The 18,862-nt window shown below is 63.8% G+C and carries 20 protein-coding genes; 9 read left to right on the top strand and 11 right to left on the bottom strand.

The genetic code is table 11. The features are described from left to right. Positions 1–21 precede the first annotated feature (21 nt). The 6 genes from tgt to coaD all read right to left on the bottom strand — a co-directional run bounded on the left by tgt (position 22) and on the right by coaD (position 4,313). Complete coding sequence (gene tgt, locus JN302_RS24330; RefSeq protein WP_202329425.1) at positions 22–1,152, bottom strand: tRNA guanosine(34) transglycosylase Tgt; 1,131 nt, start codon at positions 1,150–1,152, stop codon at positions 22–24. Then, complete coding sequence (locus JN302_RS24335; RefSeq protein ID WP_202329426.1) at positions 1,145–1,414, bottom strand: hypothetical protein; 270 nt, start codon at positions 1,412–1,414, stop codon at positions 1,145–1,147. The genes tgt and JN302_RS24335 overlap by 8 nt, the downstream gene beginning before the upstream one ends. Next, positions 1,407–2,492: a tRNA preQ1(34) S-adenosylmethionine ribosyltransferase-isomerase QueA gene (queA, locus tag JN302_RS24340; protein ID WP_202329427.1), complete on the bottom strand. Its 1,086-nt coding sequence runs from the start codon at positions 2,490–2,492 to the stop codon at positions 1,407–1,409. The genes JN302_RS24335 and queA overlap by 8 nt, the downstream gene beginning before the upstream one ends. A gap of 175 nt (positions 2,493–2,667) precedes the next feature. Beyond that, the gene (locus JN302_RS24345) at positions 2,668–3,183 is read right to left on the bottom strand and encodes a peptidylprolyl isomerase (RefSeq protein WP_202305951.1); all 516 of its coding nucleotides are present in this window, start codon (positions 3,181–3,183) and stop codon (positions 2,668–2,670) included. Positions 3,184–3,206: 23 nt separating this feature from the next. Then, positions 3,207–3,794 carry a peptidylprolyl isomerase gene (locus tag JN302_RS24350; protein ID WP_202305952.1) on the bottom strand — a complete coding sequence of 196 codons (588 nt, stop codon included), beginning with the start codon at positions 3,792–3,794 and terminating at the stop codon, positions 3,207–3,209. Between the two features lie 18 nt (positions 3,795–3,812). Next, on the bottom strand, positions 3,813–4,313 hold the full coding sequence (gene coaD, locus JN302_RS24355) for a pantetheine-phosphate adenylyltransferase (RefSeq protein ID WP_202305953.1): 501 nt from the start codon (positions 4,311–4,313) through the stop codon (positions 3,813–3,815). Between the two features lie 74 nt (positions 4,314–4,387). On the opposite strand from coaD, the gene JN302_RS24360 reads away from it, so the two are divergent. Further along, positions 4,388–4,630 carry a hypothetical protein gene (locus tag JN302_RS24360; protein WP_202334597.1) on the top strand — a complete coding sequence of 81 codons (243 nt, stop codon included), beginning with the start codon at positions 4,388–4,390 and terminating at the stop codon, positions 4,628–4,630. Between the two features lie 303 nt (positions 4,631–4,933). Here the strand turns inward: JN302_RS24360 and gyrA are convergent, their stop codons facing one another. Then, complete coding sequence (gene gyrA / locus JN302_RS24365; RefSeq protein WP_202329428.1) at positions 4,934–7,717, bottom strand: DNA gyrase subunit A; 2,784 nt, start codon at positions 7,715–7,717, stop codon at positions 4,934–4,936. A gap of 344 nt (positions 7,718–8,061) precedes the next feature. Beyond that, positions 8,062–8,907 carry a helix-turn-helix domain-containing protein gene (locus JN302_RS24370; RefSeq protein WP_202305958.1) on the bottom strand — a complete coding sequence of 282 codons (846 nt, stop codon included), beginning with the start codon at positions 8,905–8,907 and terminating at the stop codon, positions 8,062–8,064. An 84-nt stretch (positions 8,908–8,991) separates the two neighbouring features. Here JN302_RS24370 and JN302_RS24375 point away from each other — a divergent pair, with 84 nt between their 5' ends. The 3 genes from JN302_RS24375 (at position 8,992) to JN302_RS24385 (ending at position 10,665) form a co-directional block, all read left to right on the top strand. Beyond that, on the top strand, positions 8,992–9,504 hold the full coding sequence (locus JN302_RS24375; protein WP_202305960.1) for a hypothetical protein: 513 nt from the start codon (positions 8,992–8,994) through the stop codon (positions 9,502–9,504). A 23-nt stretch (positions 9,505–9,527) separates the two neighbouring features. Beyond that, on the top strand, positions 9,528–9,908 hold the full coding sequence (locus JN302_RS24380; protein WP_202329429.1) for a VOC family protein: 381 nt from the start codon (positions 9,528–9,530) through the stop codon (positions 9,906–9,908). A gap of 127 nt (positions 9,909–10,035) precedes the next feature. Beyond that, on the top strand, positions 10,036–10,665 hold the full coding sequence (locus JN302_RS24385; RefSeq protein WP_202305964.1) for a MarC family protein: 630 nt from the start codon (positions 10,036–10,038) through the stop codon (positions 10,663–10,665). Positions 10,666–10,729: 64 nt separating this feature from the next. Here the strand turns inward: JN302_RS24385 and JN302_RS24390 are convergent, their stop codons facing one another. Continuing rightward, complete coding sequence (locus JN302_RS24390; protein WP_202305965.1) at positions 10,730–11,245, bottom strand: GyrI-like domain-containing protein; 516 nt, start codon at positions 11,243–11,245, stop codon at positions 10,730–10,732. 9 nt (positions 11,246–11,254) lie between these two features. Then, on the bottom strand, positions 11,255–11,761 hold the full coding sequence (ssb, locus tag JN302_RS24395) for a single-stranded DNA-binding protein (RefSeq protein WP_202305966.1): 507 nt from the start codon (positions 11,759–11,761) through the stop codon (positions 11,255–11,257). Between the two features lie 363 nt (positions 11,762–12,124). Between ssb and JN302_RS24400 the strand changes: the two genes are divergently transcribed. From JN302_RS24400 to JN302_RS24420, 5 genes are all read left to right on the top strand, one after another. Further along, a complete protein-coding gene (locus JN302_RS24400; protein WP_244845868.1) occupies positions 12,125–12,340 on the top strand; it encodes a hypothetical protein in 216 nt (71 codons plus the stop codon). A 683-nt stretch (positions 12,341–13,023) separates the two neighbouring features. Beyond that, positions 13,024–15,945 carry an excinuclease ABC subunit UvrA gene (gene uvrA, locus JN302_RS24405; protein ID WP_202329431.1) on the top strand — a complete coding sequence of 974 codons (2,922 nt, stop codon included), beginning with the start codon at positions 13,024–13,026 and terminating at the stop codon, positions 15,943–15,945. 58 nt (positions 15,946–16,003) lie between these two features. Continuing rightward, a complete protein-coding gene (locus tag JN302_RS24410; protein WP_202329432.1) occupies positions 16,004–16,807 on the top strand; it encodes a DUF72 domain-containing protein in 804 nt (267 codons plus the stop codon). Positions 16,808–16,837: 30 nt separating this feature from the next. Continuing rightward, positions 16,838–17,017 carry a hypothetical protein gene (locus JN302_RS24415; protein ID WP_202329433.1) on the top strand — a complete coding sequence of 60 codons (180 nt, stop codon included), beginning with the start codon at positions 16,838–16,840 and terminating at the stop codon, positions 17,015–17,017. 80 nt (positions 17,018–17,097) lie between these two features. Next, positions 17,098–17,979, top strand: a complete 882-nt coding sequence (locus JN302_RS24420) for a DMT family transporter (RefSeq protein WP_202329434.1) — start codon at positions 17,098–17,100, stop codon at positions 17,977–17,979. Between the two features lie 40 nt (positions 17,980–18,019). Here JN302_RS24420 and JN302_RS24425 read toward each other — a convergent pair whose 3' ends face one another. Then, positions 18,020–18,781 (bottom strand): TSUP family transporter, encoded by a 762-nt coding sequence (locus tag JN302_RS24425; RefSeq protein WP_202329435.1) that lies wholly within the window; start codon positions 18,779–18,781, stop codon positions 18,020–18,022. Between the last annotated feature and the right edge of the window lie 81 nt (positions 18,782–18,862).

Below are 18,862 nucleotides of genomic sequence, written 5' to 3' on the forward strand. Positions count from 1 at the left end.
TCTGGCTTCCGCGCTCGAAGCTCACCGTGCCGGCAGGTCGCCGCGTTGCCAGTCCTCGGTGATGAGCGCGGAGCGTTCAGCGAACACCTCCGCCTCGATCGCGTCGCGGATGTCCCGCATCAGACGCTGATAATAGGCGAGATTGTTCCAGGTGAGCAGCATGGCGCCGAGTGCCTCGCCCGACTTCACCAGATGGTGCAGATAGGCGCGGGAATAGTCGCGCGCGGCCGGGCAGTCGCTTTCCTCGTCCAGTGGGCGCGGATCCTCGGCATGACGGGCGTTGCGCAGATTGACCTTGCCGCGCTTCGTATAGGCCAGGCCGTGGCGCCCTGCCCTTGTCGGCATGACGCAGTCGAACATGTCGATGCCCCGCGCCACGGATTTGAGGATATCGTCAGGCGTGCCCACCCCCATCAGATAGCGCGGCTTATCGGCCGGCAGCTCGGGACATGTGGCCTCCAGCATGTCGAGCATCACAGCCTGTGGCTCGCCCACCGCCAAACCGCCGACGGCGTAACCCTTCAGCCCCATTGCCGAGAGAGCCTGGGCGGAACGGATGCGCAGCCGGGCGACGTCGCCGCCCTGGACGATGCCGAACATCGCCTTGCCTGGCTGGTCGCCGAAGGCCGCCTTGCAGCGCTCGGCCCAACGCAGCGACAACTCCATGGCGCGCTCGACGTCGTTCTCCTTTGCCGGCAGCGCCACGCACTCGTCGAGCTGCATCTGGATGTCGGAATCGAGCAGGCCCTGGATTTCGATCGAACGCTCCGGCGACATCTCATAAGGGGCGCCGTCGATGTGGGACCGGAAGGTGACGCCCTGTTCGGAAAGCTTGCGCAGCTGCGCCAGCGACATCACCTGGAATCCGCCGGAATCGGTCAGGATCGGGTAAGGCCAGCGGGCGAATTCATGCAGGCCGCCCAGCCGCCCGATGCGTTCGGCGCCCGGCCGAAGCATCAGGTGATAGGTATTGCCCAGGATGATGTCCGAGCCGAGCGCCCGGACCTGGTCGAGATACATGGCCTTCACCGTACCGCCGGTTCCGACGGGCATGAAGGCCGGCGTCCGCACCGTGCCGCGCGGCATGGTGATTTCGCCGCGCCGCGCCTTGCCGTCGGTCGCGATGAGACGAAACGAAAACTGGTCAGCCATCGAATTCCTGGTCATGAATGGGAGCGCCCGGGGCTTGCCGGTCGAGCGATTGGCGGTAGCGGATGCAGCCGCGCATGAATTTCGGCCAGGGCGGCACGGCGATTGCCGGATCGGTCTTCTCCGGCAGCAGGGCCCATAGATCAGGATGATGCCAGCACAGGTCATGGCCGGTCGAGTCGCGGTGCTCGCGAATGCCTGCACGCAATTTCCTGATCTCCGCGATCAATGCTGCGCGGTCCATGGTGTCGAGATCGTCATCCATCGCTCTCCTCCTTGCGGAACAGCAGACTTGCGTCGCCATAGGAGTAGAAACGATAGCCGTTTTGAATGGCATGGGCATAGGCCGCCCGCATCGTGTCGAGACCGGAGAAGGCCGAGACCAGCATGAACAAGGTCGAGCGCGGCAGATGGAAATTGGTCATCAGCAGGTCGGCCGTGCGGAACCGATAACCCGGCGTGATGAAGATGTCGGTCGCGCCCGACCATGCCTGGATCGTGCCGTCGTCCCTGGCCGCACTTTCCAGGAGCCGCAGCGAAGTGGTGCCGACGGCGACGATGCGACCGCCCTTTCGCCTGACCGCGTTCAATGCGGCAGCGGTCGCTTCACTCACCACGCCCGTCTCCGCATGCATCTTGTGCGCGGCCGTGTCCTCAGCCTTCACCGGCAGAAAGGTGCCGGCACCGACATGGAGCGTGACGAAGTGCCGTTCGACGCCGGCCCGGTCGAGGCGGGCCATCAGGTCCGGCGTGAAGTGCAGACCCGCAGTCGGAGCGGCGACGGCTCCCTCCTCGCGTGCATAGATCGTCTGGTAGTCGTCGCGGTCGCGCTCGTCGTCTGCGCGCTTCGAGGCGATGTAGGGCGGCAGCGGGACATGGCCGACCGCGTGCAGTGCTTCGTCGAGCAGAGGTCCGGAGAGATCGAAGACCAGCAGGACCTCGCCGGCATCGTGCTTTTCAGCGACCGTGGCGTCGAGCGTGCCGAGGAAACAGGCATTGCCGCCATGACCGAACTGGATGCGATCGCCTGGCATGACGCGCTTGGCGGGGCGCATGAAAGCCAGCCAGCGATCAGGGGCGACACGCATATGCAATGTCGCGTCGACCTGGGCCGCGGCGTCGTCGCGCCGGCGAATGCCGGAAAGCTGCGCCGGGATCACCTTGGTGTCGTTGAAGACCAATGCGTCTCCCGGACGCAACAGGCCGGGCAGATCGGAGACGCGCCCGTCGCCGAGGGCCTCGCCCGGCCTCACGAGCAGCATATGGGCAGCGTCGCGCGGATCGGCGGGCCGCAAGGCAATCCGGTCTTCGGGCAGGTCGAAGTCGAACAGGTCTACGCGCATCGTATCAGTAGAGCCGGATCATCAACGCGCCGGCTGCGCGCATCATAGCTCCGGCCAGCGACGGGGAATCCCATTGCCTGGCCCGACTGAGAATTGATCGGCGCATGAAAGGCGACGACCCGCCGGGCGGCGACTCCATGGCAGGGACCAGAAAACGCCGCCCACGGGCTTCACCTCAGGCCGCCACGTCCGCGGCCACTTTCATGGACACGATCTTGTCGGGGTCGACGACCGGCTCGCCGCGCTTGATCTTGTCGACATTCTCCATGCCTTCGATCACCTGGCCCCACACCGTGTACTGGCGATTGAGGAAGCCGGCGTCCTGGAAGCAGATGAAGAACTGCGAGTTGGCGGAATTCGGATCCTGCGCACGAGCCATGGAGCAGGTGCCGCGGCTATGGTTCACGTTGGAGAACTCGGCTTTCAGATCTGGCTTGTCGGAGCCGCCCATGCCAGCTCGACCGGGGTTAAACGAGGATTTGGTCGAATTGCCGTACCGAACGTCGCCCGTCTGAGCCATGAACCCGTCGATCACGCGATGGAAGACGACGCCGTCATAAGCACCTTCGCGCGCCAACTCCTTGATGCGCGCGACATGTCCCGGGGCAAGGTCGGGCAAAAGTTCGATGACCACATTGCCCTTTGTGGTTTCCATGATGAGCGCGTTTTCGCGATCCTTGATCTCGGCCATTTGCCTGGTCCTTCTCTGGAGGTTTACTTCGGGTCGGCCGCGATGCGGACCTTGACCATGCGGTCGGGGTCGGTGACGAGGCCGTTGTTGTTGGCGTCGCCTTTCTTGATCCCGTCGACGAATTCCATGCCGCTCTCCACCTTGCCGACGATCGTGTACTGGCCGTCAAGTGAAGACGCCGGCGCGAACATGATGAAGAACTGCGAGTTCGCCGAATTGGGATCCTGAGCGCGCGCCATTCCGACGACGCCGCGCGTGAAGTTCTCGCCGGAGAATTCGGCCGGCAGATCCGGCTTGCTCGATCCGCCCATGCCTGCCCTGTCGGCATCGTAGTCCTTGGCGAGGTTGCCGAATTGTACGTCGCCGGTCTGCGCCATGAAGCCGTCGATGACCCGGTGGAAGGCGACGTTGTCATAAGCGCCTTCACGCACCAGCGCCTTGATCTGTTCGACGTGCTTCGGCGCCAGGTCGGGCCTCAGCGCGATGGTCACGTCGCCCTCCTTCAGCGTGACGATCATGGTATTCTCGGGATCGGCCGCAAACGACGGGGCCGAGACGCCGACCGCCATCAAAAGGAAGGCGGCGAAGGCGGCAAGCCTTGCGAAAGTCATGGATGTCTCCTCGGACCTCTACGATTTGAACTTGTCGACGAGCGCTATGGCGACGGGCGCCGGCACGAACGGGCGGATGTCGCCGCCCATCGAGGCGATCTGGCGGACAAGCGTGGCGGTAATGGTTCGCACCGAAGGGCTCGCCGGCAGGAACACCGTCTGCAGATCGGGCGCCATGGTCTCATTCATGCCCGCCATCTGCATCTCGTAGTCGAGGTCGGTGCCGTCGCGCAGGCCGCGGATCATGATCGAGGCGCCGTGCCTGCGCGCCGCATCGACGACCAGCCCATCGAACGAGACCACCTTGATGCGGCTCGCATCCGGCCCGAATTCCGCCGCCGAAACCGATTCGATCAGAGCGACGCGCTCATCGAAGCTGAATAGCGGCTTTTTCGCCGCCTGGATGCCGATCGCGGCGTAGACGACATCGGCGACGGCCAGCGAGGCCTTCAGCACATCGAGATGGCCGTTTGTCAGCGGATCGAAGGATCCGGCATAGATGGCGATGCGTTCTTTCATGGCTGCTGCTTCTAGCGGCCCGGCCCGGCAAAGGCAAATCGCTTCAGCCTGGTTTCGCCTGACATGAACATGGAATGAATGAGCCGATCACGGAAAGTTCACGCATCCGCCTCTACGATCGGCCTTCGAAGGTTGAAACCAAATCCCCATGTAACCGTTGTTGGGTGCAGGAGTACGAAACCATGATGATCTTCATGCTCGCCGCCGCAATGACAATAGCGATGCTGATCGCGACTGCGTTCGGCGTCCATCAGGAAGCGCAGCAGGTTCGCTTCGACGACCGGAAGAACAAGTTCGATCGTTTCGGTCCGCGCTGAGCTTCTCCAATGACTCGCGGTATCCAGCCGCCGGGCATTTTCTTCGCCATATCCACAATCATCCAGCCGGGACGATCGGTGTGGGCCGTAGGCCGGTCTCGCGTCAGCCGAACGTCTGGTAGAGCGTGATGTTGCGAATGCGCGGGGCGCCATGCCTGACCGCCACCGGCGCTGCCTGACCGCCACCGGCGCTGCGCCGAGTGCCGGTAGACAGGGCACATAAGCCATTTCGGGGGCGGCCACGGCCCGAGATCGGTCGCATCCGCGAGGTGGATGTAGCGTTGCCGGCCTACGCAGCCGGCATCAGGCCTCGCCGGTCCCGCCGGGCGTTCCTGCGTCGGAAGCGCCGGTCTCCACCAATCCCCCATTGCCGTCATCCTGCGGCTCGGAGATCCTCTCGACCGAAACGACCTTTTCACCCTCGGCGGTGTTGAAGATTGTGACGCCCTTGGTCGCGCGGCTGGCAATGCGGATGCCGCCGACGGGCACGCGGATGACCTGTCCACCGTCGGACACCAGCATGAGCTGATCCTCGGCACCCACCGGGAAGGTCGCGACCAGCCGGCCGATCTCGTCGGTCTTGGAGACGTCGGTCGCCCGGATGCCCTTGCCACCGCGGCCGGTGAGCCGGAAATCGTAGGAAGAGGATCGCTTGCCGTAGCCATATTCGCTGACGGTGAGAACCATCTGCTCATGCGCCTTCAGGAAGTCGTAGCGTTCCTGCGGCAGGGTCGTCTCTTCGCCGACCTCCTCGTTGGTGAGCGCGATCTCTTCCTCGTCGGCCCCGGCCATCTTCCGCTCGGCGACGGCCTGCTTGAGATAGGCGGCGCGTTCCGCCGGGGTCGCGTCGACATGCTCGAGGATAGCCATGGAGATGACGCGGTCGCCCTCGCCCATCGAGATGCCGCGGACGCCGAGCGAATCCCGACCCTTGAAGACCCGGACGTCACTGACCGGGAAACGGATGCACTGGCCGGAATCGGCCGTGAGCAGCACGTCGTCGGTTTCCGTGCAGGTCTCGACGCCGAGGATGGCATCCCCGGCCTCGTCGAACTTCATGGCGATCTTGCCGTTGCGGTTGACTTGCACGAAGTCGGACAGTTTGTTGCGCCGCACCGTGCCGCGCGTGGTCGCGAACATGACGTCGAGCTCGCCCCACTGCGCCTCATCCTCGGGCAGCGGCAAGATGGCCGTGATGCGGTCTCCGCTCTCGATCGGCAGGAGATTGATGAGGGCCTTGCCGCGAGATTGCGGTGTGCCGACCGGCAGCCGCCAGACCTTCTCCTTGTAGACGATGCCACGCGACGAGAAGAACAGGATCGGCGTGTGAGTGCTGGCGACGAACAGCCGGGTTAGGAAGTCCGTGTCCTTTGTGGACATGCCGGTCTTGCCCTTGCCGCCGCGATTCTGCGTTCGGTAGACCGAGAGCGGGACCCGCTTGATGTAGCCCTCGTGGGTGACGGTGACGACCATGTCCTCGCGCTGGATGAGGTCTTCCTCATCCATGTCGGTGCCGGCATCCGAAATTTCGGTGCGGCGGTGCGTGCCGAACTCGTCACGCACCGCGGCCAGTTCATCCTTGATGATCTGCTGGATCCGGGCCCGCGAGCCGAGGATATCGAGATAGTCGGTGATCTCCAGTCCGATCTTGTTCAACTCGTCCGCGATCTCGTCCCGGCCAAGCGCGGTCAGGCGCGACAGCTGCAAGGCGAGGATGGCGCGCGCCTGCTCCTCGGAGAGATTGTAGGTCCCGTCCTCGTTGATGCGGTGGCGCGGATCGTCGATGAGCAGGATCAGCGCCTCGACGTCGCCAGCCGGCCAACGCCGCTCCATCAACTGCTCGCGCGCCGTCTGGGGGTCGGGCGCATTGCGGATGGTGCGGATGACCTCGTCGATATTGGCGACCGAGATCGCCAGGCCGACCAGGATATGGGCGCGCTCGCGCGCCTTGCGCAGCAGATATTTGGTGCGGCGGCTGACGACCTCCTCGCGGAAGGCGATGAAGGCCTTCAGCATGTCGACCAGCGTCAAGAGTTCGGGCTTGCCGCCGTTGAGCGCCACGACGTTGGCACCGAAGGAGGTCTGCAGCGGCGTATACCGATAAAGCTGGTTGAGCACGACGTCGGCAACGGCGTCGCGCTTCAGTTCGATCACGACCCGATAGCCCTGGCGGTCGCTCTCGTCGCGAATGTCGGAGATGCCCTCGATGCGCTTCTCGCGCACCAGTTCGGCCATCTTCTCGATCATTGCCGCCTTGTTGACCTGATAGGGCACCTCGGTGACGACGATCGCCTCGCGGTCGTTGCGGATATCCTCGAAATGGACCTTGCCGCGCATCATGATCGAGCCGCGACCTGTCGAATAGGCGCTGTAGATACCGGAGCGACCGAGGATAAGGCCTCCAGTCGGGAAATCCGGGCCCGGGATGATCTCCATCAGCGACGGCAGATCCATCGCCGGATTGTCGATGAGCGCGATCGTGCCGTTGACCACTTCGGCGAGGTTGTGCGGCGGAATGTTGGTCGCCATGCCGACGGCGATGCCGCCCGAACCGTTGACCAGAAGGTTCGGGAAGCGCGCGGGGAGGACTTTCGGCTCTTCGGCGCTGGCGTCGTAGTTGTCCTGGAAATCGACGGTTTCCTTGTCGATGTCCTCCAGAAGCTCGTGAGCCACCTTTGTGAGACGGGCCTCCGTGTAGCGCATCGCTGCGGGAGGATCGCCGTCGATCGAACCGAAATTGCCCTGTCCGTCGATGAGCGGCACGCGCATCGACCAGTCCTGGGCCATGCGCACCAGGGCGTCATAAATGGAGGCGTCGCCGTGCGGATGGTATTTACCCATCACGTCGGCGACGGGCCTGGCCGACTTCACATATTTGCGGTTCCAGTGATAGCCGCTCTCGTGCGAGGCATAGAGGATGCGCCGATGCACGGGCTTCAGGCCGTCGCGCACATCTGGCAAGGCGCGGCTCACGATCACGCTCATGGCGTAATCGAGATAGGAGCGCTGCATCTCCTCGATGATGGATATCGGCTCGATGCCGGTCGGGCCGCCATCCGGCCCGCGGGGTGTCTTCTGGTCAGTCAATATGGATCACGATCAGATTGGGAATCACTTCTGTCTTATATAGGAAAGCGGGCCGCCACTCCAATCGGATCGTGGGACAACGGCGCGGAAACGCCCTTTTTGCCGGGCCTATTTTTCCTTTCGTTTCAACGTGATATTGTCAGGTGTCAAAAGGCCGCGGCAGCGGCCGGAGGGAACAGTCGCGATATTGTTCGGAAAACGACCGACCGGCACTCGTTCCACCGTTCGTCCTGAGGTTGCCGGCGAACCGTTCGATGCGATCGCGAACATGGGAGCACCATACACCCGACGGCTCGTCCGTCGACCGTATTCTACTGCTCGCCCGATGTTCAGTGGATGTTTCCTCAGGGCTTCCGGTCCGGGCCGGCTGGCGCCTTTCGTCGGCGATAGTCGCTCGGCGTGGCGCCCATGATGCGCCGGAAACGCCGGTTGAAGGTCGAAAGATCGCCGAAACCGGCATCGAAGGCGATCGACGCGACGGGTTCGTCCGACGTGCGCAGCCGCACGGCGGCGCGCTGCAACCTGGTCCGCAACAGATACTGATACGGCGTCATGCCGGTCACAGTGCGAAAGCTGCGCAGAAAGTGATAGGGGCTGGTCGCCGTCTCGCTGGCGAGCCCGTCGATGGAGATCGTCTGGTCGGCATCCGCCTCGATGCGCCGCAGCGCCTCGCTGACGCGCTTTTCGTCCCGCGTGCTGGGTGCCCGGTCCCGCTTCGGCTCGTGGTTGGCGATGCTGACGGCTGCCCCTGACAGGCGCAGTCCGAGTTCCTCGAAGGCCCCTATGTCACCGTCGTCCCGCGCTGCCTCGGCATCGGCAAGCAGTGGCGCCAGCGCCGCCACCGGCGGCAGCCTCGGCGTCCCGAAGCCCAACCGCGACACGCCGGGAAGCTCGGCGGCGACCGCCTCGATATAGCTGGGCGAGAAATGGAACGAGAGGCAACGGTCGCCGGCGGAATGATCGTGTCCGCATTCGAAGCAGGTACCAGGGTTGCCGAGTAGGAGTGCCCCCGGTGCCATGATCGCGGTGCCGAGCGAGGCGCGGTATCGGAAAGTCCCGTGCGTGACGGCCGCCACGCAGAAGCTGCGGTGCTGTTCCTCGAAAGGCCTATCACCAACGCCCGCCGCGCAGACGATGTCCGAAACCTGCCAGCCGGGACCGGAAGCCAATATCGAAGCCGTCACCGTCATATGTCGAAAATAGCAATTTTTCCCAAGCGTCAAAAGCGGGACCCGGCCAGACTGGCGGCATCTCCTGACACAAGGATATCCATCATGACCACTTTTCCCTCCTTTCCGGCGGCGCTCCATGCGGATGGTGCAGACCGCGACCGGGCCGACAAGTCGGGACTGTATGGCTGGCTGATCGGCACTTGGGACATGGATGCCGTCCGCCATTTCGATGACGGGACGACGCGGAAGTCGCCTGGCGAAATCCATTTCGGCTGGGTTCTGGGCGGTCGCGCCATCCAGGACGTCTGGCTTGTCCCTGCTGCGAAAGGCGAGATGCCGTCATTGTTCGGCACGACCTTGCGAGTCTACGACCCCGGCATAGACTCTTGGCACATCATCTGGGTCGACCCGGTCGGGCAGAACCATCTGCGCCAGATCGGCCGGGCCGACGGCAACGACATCGTCCAGCACGGGACCGACGCCACTGGAGCGCCGGTGCGCTGGCGCTTCACCGAAATTACACCTCGGAGCTTCCACTGGCTGGGGGAACGATCGCCCGACCAGGGCGCGACGTGGCGTCTGCAGGTGGAGTTCTTTGCCCGCCGCCAGGACTGACAATTATCAGGAAAGGAAAAGCCATGTTCGACCACGTATCCATCGGTGTCAGGGACGCCGCCTCCTCCAAGGGCTTCTACGATGCCGTTCTGTCGCCACTCGGCTATAGCTGCCTTAGCGAAGGGCCTGGCTCGCTCGGCTATGGGCGTGACGTTGTCGCATTCTGGGTGAACGAGGCTGCGCGACCCGTTCCGGCTGACCGGGACTCCGGCCTGCATTTCTGTTTCTCCGCACCGACGCGCGACGCGGTCGCGGCATTTCATGCCGCTGCGCTTGGTGCGGGAGGCAAGGATAATGGCGAACCCGGCTTGCGTGCCGATTATGGCGAGCACTACTACGCCGCCTTTGTCGTCGATCCCGACGGCTACCGGCTCGAGGCCTATTGCGGCAAGGAGCAGGCCTGAGACCGGCTCGTTCCCTGTCTCCTCCGTTTCACAGCAGGGTCGCAAAGCTTGCCGTGTCCGCGCCGCGCCCGCTGGCGTCTGGGGGAAGGTTGCGATACGACTTTCCCCTGACACGGGGGGATGCTTGATGCCGAACTACGACAGTCTGTTCAACGCTTTCGTCACCATCCTCGTCACCATAGACCCTCCCGGCCTCGCTCCTCTGTTCCTGGCCTTGACGCGCGGCATGAACCGCGAACAGCGTCAGCAAGTCGGGTTCAGGGCGTCTCTCATCGGTTTTCTTGTGCTTGCCCTTTTTGCGGTCGCCGGGGCGGGCATCCTGTCGGTGTTCGGCATCACGCTGCCTGCCTTCCGGGTTGCCGGTGGCCTGCTCCTGTTCTTCATCTCCTTCGAGATGATTTTCGAGCGGCGACAGGAGCGAAAGGAGAAAAGCGCCGACGCCGCGATCACCAAGGACCAGATCCACAACATCGCCGCCTTTCCCCTGGCTATCCCGTTGATAGCCGGCCCCGGCGCGATCTCTGCCGTGGTGCTGCTCTCGGCCTCGCTGCCCGGCATCGGCGGTCAGGCGACGCTGGTTGGCGTCATCTTGGTCGGCATCATCCTGACCTACCTGGTGTTTCTGGTCGCCGAGCGCGTCGACAAGTTCCTCGGTCAGACGGGGCGGTCGATCCTTACGCGGCTGCTGGGCGTGATCCTGGCCGCGCTGGCCGTTCAGTTCGTGGCCGACGGCGTCAAGGCCCTGACGGCGGGATGAGCCGCGCCGAGGCTCGGCCGATCAGCCGATCGTGCTTCAAGCCGCCTCCATGGCGGCCGAACGGTCAGGCACCAGACGTAAGGTTCCCGGCCGGCGTCAGCGGTAGCATCACACGCAGCACTGGCGGCCCGGCGAGGTCGAAGTCGGCAGGGTATTCTTCGCGGTGATGCAGGATCGAGACGTCCCGCTCTTGTCCTTCGGTCTCGATCCAGTCGATCATCCGGCCATAGTGCTTTACGACATCGCCATCGTCGGGACCGTGCCAGACGCAGGCGAAACGCATCGCAGGCAATGAGAGGAGCCGGTGCCCGGCGGCCGGAGCCATGTATTCCGCCGCCTCGATCCCGACGAAGTAGCGGAACCCGTCCGGCCGGTCGTTCCATGAAATCCCGATGATCATACGGGACCAAGGATCGTCTTCGGCGGCCGCGGCGATCTTCATCTCCTCGATGAGCGGATGGATCGCCCCCGCCGCCGCTTCGGCGTAGGTGCCTTCCCAGACCAGGCCGCGAAGACGCTGCGGCGCCCGCTCGGCGATGGCGAAGCGATGGCTGCCGAACTCGCCGCAGCGGGCACACATCGTCAGCGGTCAGAATGGGATCTCGTCGTCGAGATCGCGCGACGAGCCGCCGCCACCGCGTCCGAAACCGTCATTCGGGCCGGATTGGCCGAAGTCCGATCCGCGCTGGTGGTCGGAGCCGCGGCCACCGCCGCCATAGCTCCCCTGACCTTCACCACCTTGCCCGCGGGCGTCGAGCATCTGCAACTCGCCCCGGAATTTCTGCAGCACGACCTCGGTCGTGTAGCGGTCCTGGCCGTTCTGGTCCTGCCATTTGCGGGTCTGGAGTTGACCCTCGACATAGACCTTCATGCCCTTCTTCAGGAACTGCTCGGCGACCTTGGCCAGATTGTCGTTGAAGATGACGACGCTGTGCCATTCGGTCTTCTCCTTGCGCTCGCCGGAGACCTTGTCGCGCCACGTCTCAGATGTCGCAATCCTCAGATTGACGACCGGATCGCCGGAGTTCAGCCGCCGGATTTCGGGATCGGCGCCCAGATTCCCCACCAGAATGACCTTGTTGACGCTACCCGCCATGAAACTTCTCCGCGCTCGTCCGAAACCAATGCTTGTTCGCGGCGCACTTTAACCGATCACCCTCGGCGGTGCGCCGCGCCGCCGGTCAATTCAGCGTCCTGTCCACAACAGTTTTTGTTCTCTTTATGTTCTACACGCCATCGCAGGAGATGGCAAGAGCGTCGGGAAATGCGGCCGGTCGTTCAGCCCTATGTCGCACACATATGGCCGGGAGCCGGCCGTCGCAGGCCAACCGCCGGGTCAACAATATCGTGACTTGGCGTTGACGCCGGAGCGCCCTATACAACCGTCATGATGACGACATCCCGACTGCTTCGCTTCGCCGCTACGGGCATGGCCGCGTCTCTTGCGGGATTCCCTGCGTTGGCGGATCAGCGCCCAGCCGGATCAGCCTCCGAAAAGCTTCCCGGCGTCGAGGGCGCCTACAGCATCGTGGCGCCTGCCCCCGAACCCCTCGAAGCGCCGTCGGAAGGGGGCGGTTACACCTTCAAGGCCGGCAACACCGATATCAGGATTTCCGGCAGCGTTTCCGTCGAGATCGGATTCGGCCCCGAGATCGCAGGCGAGGATCGCCGGTAGCCATCCCGGCCCGTAGCTGCCGGGCACAAAGAAACGGCCCTGCCGCCACTGGGAGCTCGCAGGGCCTTTTTCTCGAACTTCTGATTCGATTGCCGGAGTTCTAGCTGCCGGCTTTCATTTCGGATGCGACGCGGCTTTCTGCCGACGATCCGACTATGGTCTCTGATTGTAGGGGATTTACGTCAGATCAGCGTTGCCCCACGGGCAACGTTACCTGGCGCGGCTCCACACGCAGTGGAGCCAATCTGGACTGTCCGGTGGGGTCATGCCTCCGCTCCTCTGTCCGTTGCTCCAATGTCTTCCGACGCGCTAATCCGCTGTTCACGGCGTCTCGCGAACGGCCCGGCGGCCACGAAGAGCGCCCTGTGAGCGCTCGGCTTCGGGTGACTGTCGAAGTTTGCCCCCTGCCTCGCCCGGCGTCAACCTTTCCCTGGCCCGAACGGAAAAATGTGATCGCGGCCGCCTCGTCGTACGGGTTTTTCCACACGCTGTTTGTCAGGAGCGTGTTCGGCCTTTGTTCTTTTTGCTTGCCCTTACGGGCGCAACCCGGCTAGACCACAATTTCGACGAGGTGGCCGGCGGATCCGGCGCCGGCCTCGACGTAGCGACAAACGTGCTTACATAAGGGCCTGGCCGGAGCGACCCAGCCACCCGAACTCCACAAGACAGGCGGCGGACCGGCCATGGCCGATCACAAATACATCTCCATTCGCGGTGCGCGTGAGCACAATCTGAAGAATGTCGACCTCGACCTGCCGCGCGACCGGCTGATCGTGATGACGGGCCTGTCTGGCTCGGGCAAGTCGTCGCTGGCTTTCGATACGATCTACGCGGAAGGCCAGCGGCGCTATGTCGAGAGCCTTTCGGCCTACGCCCGCCAGTTCCTGGAGATGATGCAGAAGCCGGATGTCGACCAGATCGACGGCCTGTCTCCGGCAATCTCGATCGAGCAGAAGACCACGTCTCGCAATCCGCGGTCCACTGTCGGCACGGTGACCGAGATCTACGACTACATGCGTCTGCTCTATGCGCGCGTCGGCATCCCCTATTCGCCCGCCACGGGCCTGCCGATCGAAAGCCAGACGGTGTCCCAGATGGTCGACCGTGTCCTGGAACTCGACGAAGGCACGCGCCTCTATCTGCTGGCGCCGATCGTGCGAGGCAGGAAAGGCGAGTACAGGAAGGAACTGCTGGAGCTTCAGAAGAAGGGCTTTCAGCGCGTCAAGGTCGACGGCGTCTTCTATGAGATCGCCGACGTTCCCGCGCTCGACAAGAAGTACAAGCACGACATCGACGTGGTGGTGGACCGCATCGTCGTGCGACCGGACCTCGCGGCGCGGCTCGCCGACAGCTTGGAGACGGCGCTGAAGCTGGCCGACGGGCTCGCCGTTGCCGAGTTTGCCGACAAGCCGTTGCCGGCCGAAGCCACAGCGGAGGAATCCGCCAACAAATCGAAGAACGAGACGCATGAGCGGATCCTGTTCTCCGAGAAGTTCGCCTGCCCTATTTCCGGCTTCACCATTCCCGAGATCGAGCCGCGTCTGTTCTCGTTCAACAATCCGTTCGGCGCTTGCCCGTCCTGCGACGGCCTTGGCAGCCAGCGCGCGATCGACGCCGACCTCGTCGTGCCGGATGAGAACGTCTCGCTGCGCGACGGTGCCGTCAGCCCCTGGGCGAAATCGACCTCGCCCTATTATGCCCAGACGCTCGAGGCGCTCGGGAAGGTTTACGGCTTCAAGCTCGGCGATCGCTTCAAGGATCTGTCCGAGGAGGCGAAGCAGGCCATCCTGCGCGGCACGGGCGAGCGCGAAGTCACCTTCCAGTATGACGACGGCCTGCGCTCCTACAAGACGACCAAGACGTTCGAAGGCGTGATCCCCAATCTCGAGCGCCGCTGGAAGGAGACGGAATCGGCCTGGATGCGCGAGGAGATCGAGCGCTTCATGTCGTCCACGCCCTGCCCCGCCTGCAAGGGCTATCGCCTGAAGCCGGAAGCGCTCGCGGTGAAGATCGCCGGCAAGCATATCGGCCAGATCACGGAGCTCTCGATCCGCGCCGCCGACCGCTGGTTTACGGATCTTCCGGGCCAGCTCAACGCCAAGCAGAACGAGATCGCCCTGCGCATCCTGAAGGAGATCAGGGAAAGGCTGCGCTTCCTGAACGATGTCGGCCTCGACTATCTGACGCTGTCGCGCAATTCAGGAACGCTGTCGGGCGGCGAAAGCCAGCGCATCAGGCTCGCCTCGCAGATCGGCTCGGGTCTGACGGGCGTGCTCTATGTGCTCGACGAGCCTTCGATCGGCCTTCATCAGCGCGACAATGCCCGGCTGATCGATACGCTCAAGCATCTGCGCGACATCGGCAACACGGTGATCGTCGTCGAGCACGACGAGGACGCGATCCTGACCGCGGACTATGTGGTCGACATTGGCCCGGCCGCCGGTATCCACGGCGGAACGATCATCGCCGAAGGCACTCCGCAACAGGTCATGGCAAACCCCAACTCGATCACCGGAAAGTATCTGACGGGCGAGTTCGAGATCCCAATGCCGTCCGCCCGGCGCGAGTTCAAGAAGAAGAAGTCCATTAAAGTGGTCGGCGCACGCGGCAACAATCTGAAGGATGTCAGCGCGGAAATTCCGCTCGGTACCTTCACCTGCGTCACAGGCGTCTCGGGCGGAGGCAAGTCCACCTTCCTCATCGAGACGCTGTTCAAGGCGGCCTCGCGGCGCATCATGGGATCGCGCGAGCATCCGGCCGAACACGACCGCATCGAGGGCCTGGAGTTCCTCGACAAGGTCATCGACATCGACCAGTCGCCGATCGGCCGCACGCCGCGCTCCAACCCGGCCACTTATACCGGCGCCTTCACGCCGATCCGTGACTGGTTCGCCGGCCTGCCGGAAGCCAAGGCGCGCGGTTATCAGCCGGGGCGCTTCTCCTTCAACGTCAAGGGTGGCCGCTGCGAAGCATGCCAGGGCGACGGCGTCATCAAGATCGAGATGCATTTCCTGCCCGACGTCTACGTCACCTGCGACGTCTGCCACGGCAAGCGCTACAACCGCGAGACGCTGGAAGTGCTGTTCAAGGGCAAATCGATCGCCGACGTGCTGGAGATGACGGTCGAGGAAGGCGTGGAGTTCTTTGCGGCGGTGCCGGCGGTGCGCGACAAGCTGGAGACGCTGGCCAAGGTCGGACTCGGCTATATCCACGTCGGCCAGCAGGCGACCACCCTTTCCGGCGGCGAGGCGCAGCGCATCAAGCTCGCCAAGGAGCTGTCGCGCAAGGCGACCGGCAAGACCCTTTACATCCTGGACGAGCCGACGACCGGCTTGCATTTCCACGACGTAGCCAAGCTGCTCGAAGTGCTGCACGAGCTCGTCGATCAGGGCAACACGGTGGTCGTCATCGAGCACAATCTGGAAGTGATCAAGACCGCCGACTGGATCCTCGATCTCGGCCCCGAGGGCGGGGACGGCGGGGGCGAACTGGTCGCATCCGGCCGGCCAGAGGACGTCATGCGCGAGCCGCGCAGCTATACGGGCCAGTATCTAAAGGAACTGCTCGCGCGGCGTCCGCGCGGCAAGCGGGAAGCGGCCGAGTGAGGCTGCAAGCCGGCTGCGGAAGCCCGACTACCGCTCAAGTGCACCGAGGGAGGATGGGATGAGCGAATCCGGAACGATCCGCGCAGGCATGGGCGGCTGGACCTTCGAGCCGTGGGACACCTCCTTCTATCCGGACAAGCTTCCGAAGACGAAACAGCTCCAATATGCGTCTCGGCAGGTGCCGACGATCGAGGTCAACGGCACCTACTATTCGAGTTTCAAGGAGCCGACCTTCGTCAAATGGGCGAACGAATCGCCGGAAAGCTTTGTTTTCTCGTTGAAAGGAAATCGCTTTGTCACCAATCGGCGAGTGCTGGGTGAGGCAGGCGAATCGATGATGCGCTTCCTTGGTTCGGGCATCACCGCGCTCGGCGAAAAGCTCGGACCGATCCTGTGGCAGTTCGCCCCGACCAAGAAGTTCGACGCCGACGATTTCGAAGCCTTCCTGAAGCTGCTGCCGCCGAGGCAGGACGGGGTCGCGTTGCGCCACGCGGTCGAGGTCCGGCACGCGTCCTTCGCCGTGCCGGAATTCGCCGCCCTGCTGCGCGGGTACAAGGTGCCGGTGGTCTATGCCGACCACGCCACCTATCCCGCTATCGCCGACGTCACGGGCGATTTCGTCTATGCACGGCTCCAGACCGGCAGCGACGACAATCCAGACTGCTATACGCCGGAGGCGCTCGACGCGTGGGTCGCGCGCGCAAAGGCGTGGGCGCAAGGTACGGAGCCATCCGATTTGCTCCGTGCCGATCCGTCCCAAGCAGCGCAGAGCAAGCCGCGCGACGTGTTCGTCTACTTCATCACCGAGGGCAAGGTCAGGGCGCCGCATGGCGCTATGGCCTTCATGAAGCGGGTCGGCTAAATCCCGCCTGCCCGATCAAAGGTGATGTCCATGAAAGCCGTCCTGTTCGTCGTTCCTTTGCTGCTTCTCGTCGGTTGCGGCGGTTCGCCCATGTCGGTCGAGACGCGGGACCCGAACTGGGTATCGCCGACTTCCGCCCGGGACGCGGCGCAGGCCGAGCGGCTCCGCCGCAAGCATCGCGAAGGCAACGCTTCTCCCGGAAACATGTAACCCCTGGAAGACTTGCTGGCCCAGTCGAAACCCGCAGCCGAGGGTTGCGGCGACAACTTGCGGCAGTCACATAGCTGCTGATGGAACAGGCACTGTCGAACTCCAGAGCGGCGCTGTGGATGGCGGGTTCGATCTCGTCGTTCCTCGCCATGTCGGTCGCAGGACGCGCCACGACCGCGTCGCTCAACGTATTCCAGGTCATGGAGATGCGCTCCGTGATAGGCTTTGTCATGCTGCTGCCTCTGGTATTCGCCGTCGGCGGTTTTCCTGCAATGCGTACGAAGCGCCCGCTTCAGCATCTCGGGCGCAACGTCGTCCACTACGCCGGGCAGGCGGCGTGGCTCTACGCCCTGACCTTGATCCCCCTTGCGGAACTGATCTCGATCGAATTCACGACGCCCATCTGGGGCGCGCTGCTCGCGGTCGTGTTCCTGAGAGAAAAGGTGAATGTCCGGAAAATCCTGGCGATCGTGCTCGGCCTGATCGGGGTACTGGTCATCGTTCGACCGGGAGTGGCCGAGATCAAGGAAGGCCATCTGGTGATGCTGGCCGGCGCCGTGGCATTCGGCATCTCGATCGTCATGGTGAAGTCGCTCACCCGCACCGACAACGTGGTGCGCATCATCTTCTGGATGCTTGTCATCCAGTCGGCGATCGGCCTGGCGCCTGCGATCCAGACCTGGCAGACTCCGTCAACGGAGCTCTGGCCGTGGATCCTGCTCATCTCCTTCACCGGCATGTCGTCGCATTTCTGTCTCGCCCGCGCGCTCGCCCATGCGGACACCACCGTCGTTATGCCCATGGATTTCCTGCGTTTGCCGCTATCGGCGCTCATCGGCTGGCTGCTCTATCAGGAGCAGATCGACGTCTTCACCGGCGCGGGCGCCCTGCTCATCCTGGGCGGCAATCTGGTCAACCTTCAGCGGCGGCGGGCGGCTGACGCTACCATGATTCAGCCCTGACGATCTCCACATCGACGCGGCCTTGGCGGACGCTGTGGCATCACAAGAAGATGTCGTATGCCGCAGGCAGCGCCAGCGACGCACCCGACAGGAACAGGAGCACGAACGCCAGGCGCCGCATCGTCAGGCTGGAGAGCGGCGGCGGCCACCTCCTCGCCGTGATCGTGGTCACAATGACGACTGGAATTGTCAGAAGGGTCCACCAGAAGCCCGCCGACGGCATGGCCCCGACGGACGCCACCACGCCGAGCCGCACGACGGCGTTGACCGCGAAGACGGCGACAAGCGTCTCCCGGATGACGACGGGATGCAGCGGCTGGCGATAAAGGTGATAGACCAGCGGCGGTCCCGACGTGGAGAACAGCCCGCCCATCAGTCCGGCAATGGCGCCGAAGAAGAGGAAGGACGCAGTGGACGAAAGCCGCGCCAACTGCGTCGGCTTCATGGCGAGTTGGAGGCTCGACGTGACGATGACGCCGCCTAGCACGAGCTTCAGCCAGTCGATCGATGCGGCCGCCATCACCCCGAGCAGCGCGTAGCCGGCAAACAGCATGGCAAGGCTCGACACGATGATCGGCACGAACTGGCGGAGCGCGACGTCGCGCCAGCCTTTGGCCAGGACCAGGACGGCGTTCACGAATGTGAGACAGCTCACCAGCACTGCTGCATCGGGCAAAGCGATCACGCCGGTCAGACCGACGCCACCCATGAGGATCAGGCCGAGGGCGAAACCGGTGAGCGTCTGGGTGTAGGCCGCCACGGCCGCAAGGCAAAGCAGAATGGCCAGGCCGCCGGCATCCATTGCTAGCCGTCCCACGTCATGGCGGAGCTTGCCGTGACACCGCCGGCTTCGCCGACCCAACTTTCCGGATATTCGACCAAT

This window comes from Mesorhizobium sp. L-8-3 (assembly GCF_016756615.1).
In the GTDB taxonomy this organism is placed as follows: Bacteria; Pseudomonadota; Alphaproteobacteria; order Rhizobiales; family Rhizobiaceae.

Excerpts from the sequence above, each read along its gene's own strand:
- tgt (WP_202329425.1), bottom strand. The coding sequence starts at position 1,152 with ATGGCTGACCAGTTTTCGTTTCGTCTCATCGCGACCGACGGCAAGGCG.
- JN302_RS24335 (WP_202329426.1), bottom strand. The coding sequence starts at position 1,414 with ATGGATGACGATCTCGACACCATGGACCGCGCAGCATTGATCGCGGAG.
- queA (WP_202329427.1), bottom strand. The coding sequence starts at position 2,492 with ATGCGCGTAGACCTGTTCGACTTCGACCTGCCCGAAGACCGGATTGCC.
- JN302_RS24345 (WP_202305951.1), bottom strand. The coding sequence starts at position 3,183 with ATGGCCGAGATCAAGGATCGCGAAAACGCGCTCATCATGGAAACCACA.
- JN302_RS24350 (WP_202305952.1), bottom strand. The coding sequence starts at position 3,794 with ATGACTTTCGCAAGGCTTGCCGCCTTCGCCGCCTTCCTTTTGATGGCG.
- coaD (WP_202305953.1), bottom strand. The coding sequence starts at position 4,313 with ATGAAAGAACGCATCGCCATCTATGCCGGATCCTTCGATCCGCTGACA.
- JN302_RS24360 (WP_202334597.1), top strand. The coding sequence starts at position 4,388 with ATGAATGAGCCGATCACGGAAAGTTCACGCATCCGCCTCTACGATCGG.
- JN302_RS24370 (WP_202305958.1), bottom strand. The coding sequence starts at position 8,907 with ATGACGGTGACGGCTTCGATATTGGCTTCCGGTCCCGGCTGGCAGGTT.
- JN302_RS24375 (WP_202305960.1), top strand. The coding sequence starts at position 8,992 with ATGACCACTTTTCCCTCCTTTCCGGCGGCGCTCCATGCGGATGGTGCA.
- JN302_RS24380 (WP_202329429.1), top strand. The coding sequence starts at position 9,528 with ATGTTCGACCACGTATCCATCGGTGTCAGGGACGCCGCCTCCTCCAAG.
- JN302_RS24385 (WP_202305964.1), top strand. The coding sequence starts at position 10,036 with ATGCCGAACTACGACAGTCTGTTCAACGCTTTCGTCACCATCCTCGTC.
- JN302_RS24390 (WP_202305965.1), bottom strand. The coding sequence starts at position 11,245 with ATGTGTGCCCGCTGCGGCGAGTTCGGCAGCCATCGCTTCGCCATCGCC.
- ssb (WP_202305966.1), bottom strand. The coding sequence starts at position 11,761 with ATGGCGGGTAGCGTCAACAAGGTCATTCTGGTGGGGAATCTGGGCGCC.
- uvrA (WP_202329431.1), top strand. The coding sequence starts at position 13,024 with ATGGCCGATCACAAATACATCTCCATTCGCGGTGCGCGTGAGCACAAT.
- JN302_RS24410 (WP_202329432.1), top strand. The coding sequence starts at position 16,004 with ATGAGCGAATCCGGAACGATCCGCGCAGGCATGGGCGGCTGGACCTTC.
- JN302_RS24415 (WP_202329433.1), top strand. The coding sequence starts at position 16,838 with ATGAAAGCCGTCCTGTTCGTCGTTCCTTTGCTGCTTCTCGTCGGTTGC.
- JN302_RS24420 (WP_202329434.1), top strand. The coding sequence starts at position 17,098 with ATGGAACAGGCACTGTCGAACTCCAGAGCGGCGCTGTGGATGGCGGGT.
- JN302_RS24425 (WP_202329435.1), bottom strand. The coding sequence starts at position 18,781 with ATGGATGCCGGCGGCCTGGCCATTCTGCTTTGCCTTGCGGCCGTGGCG.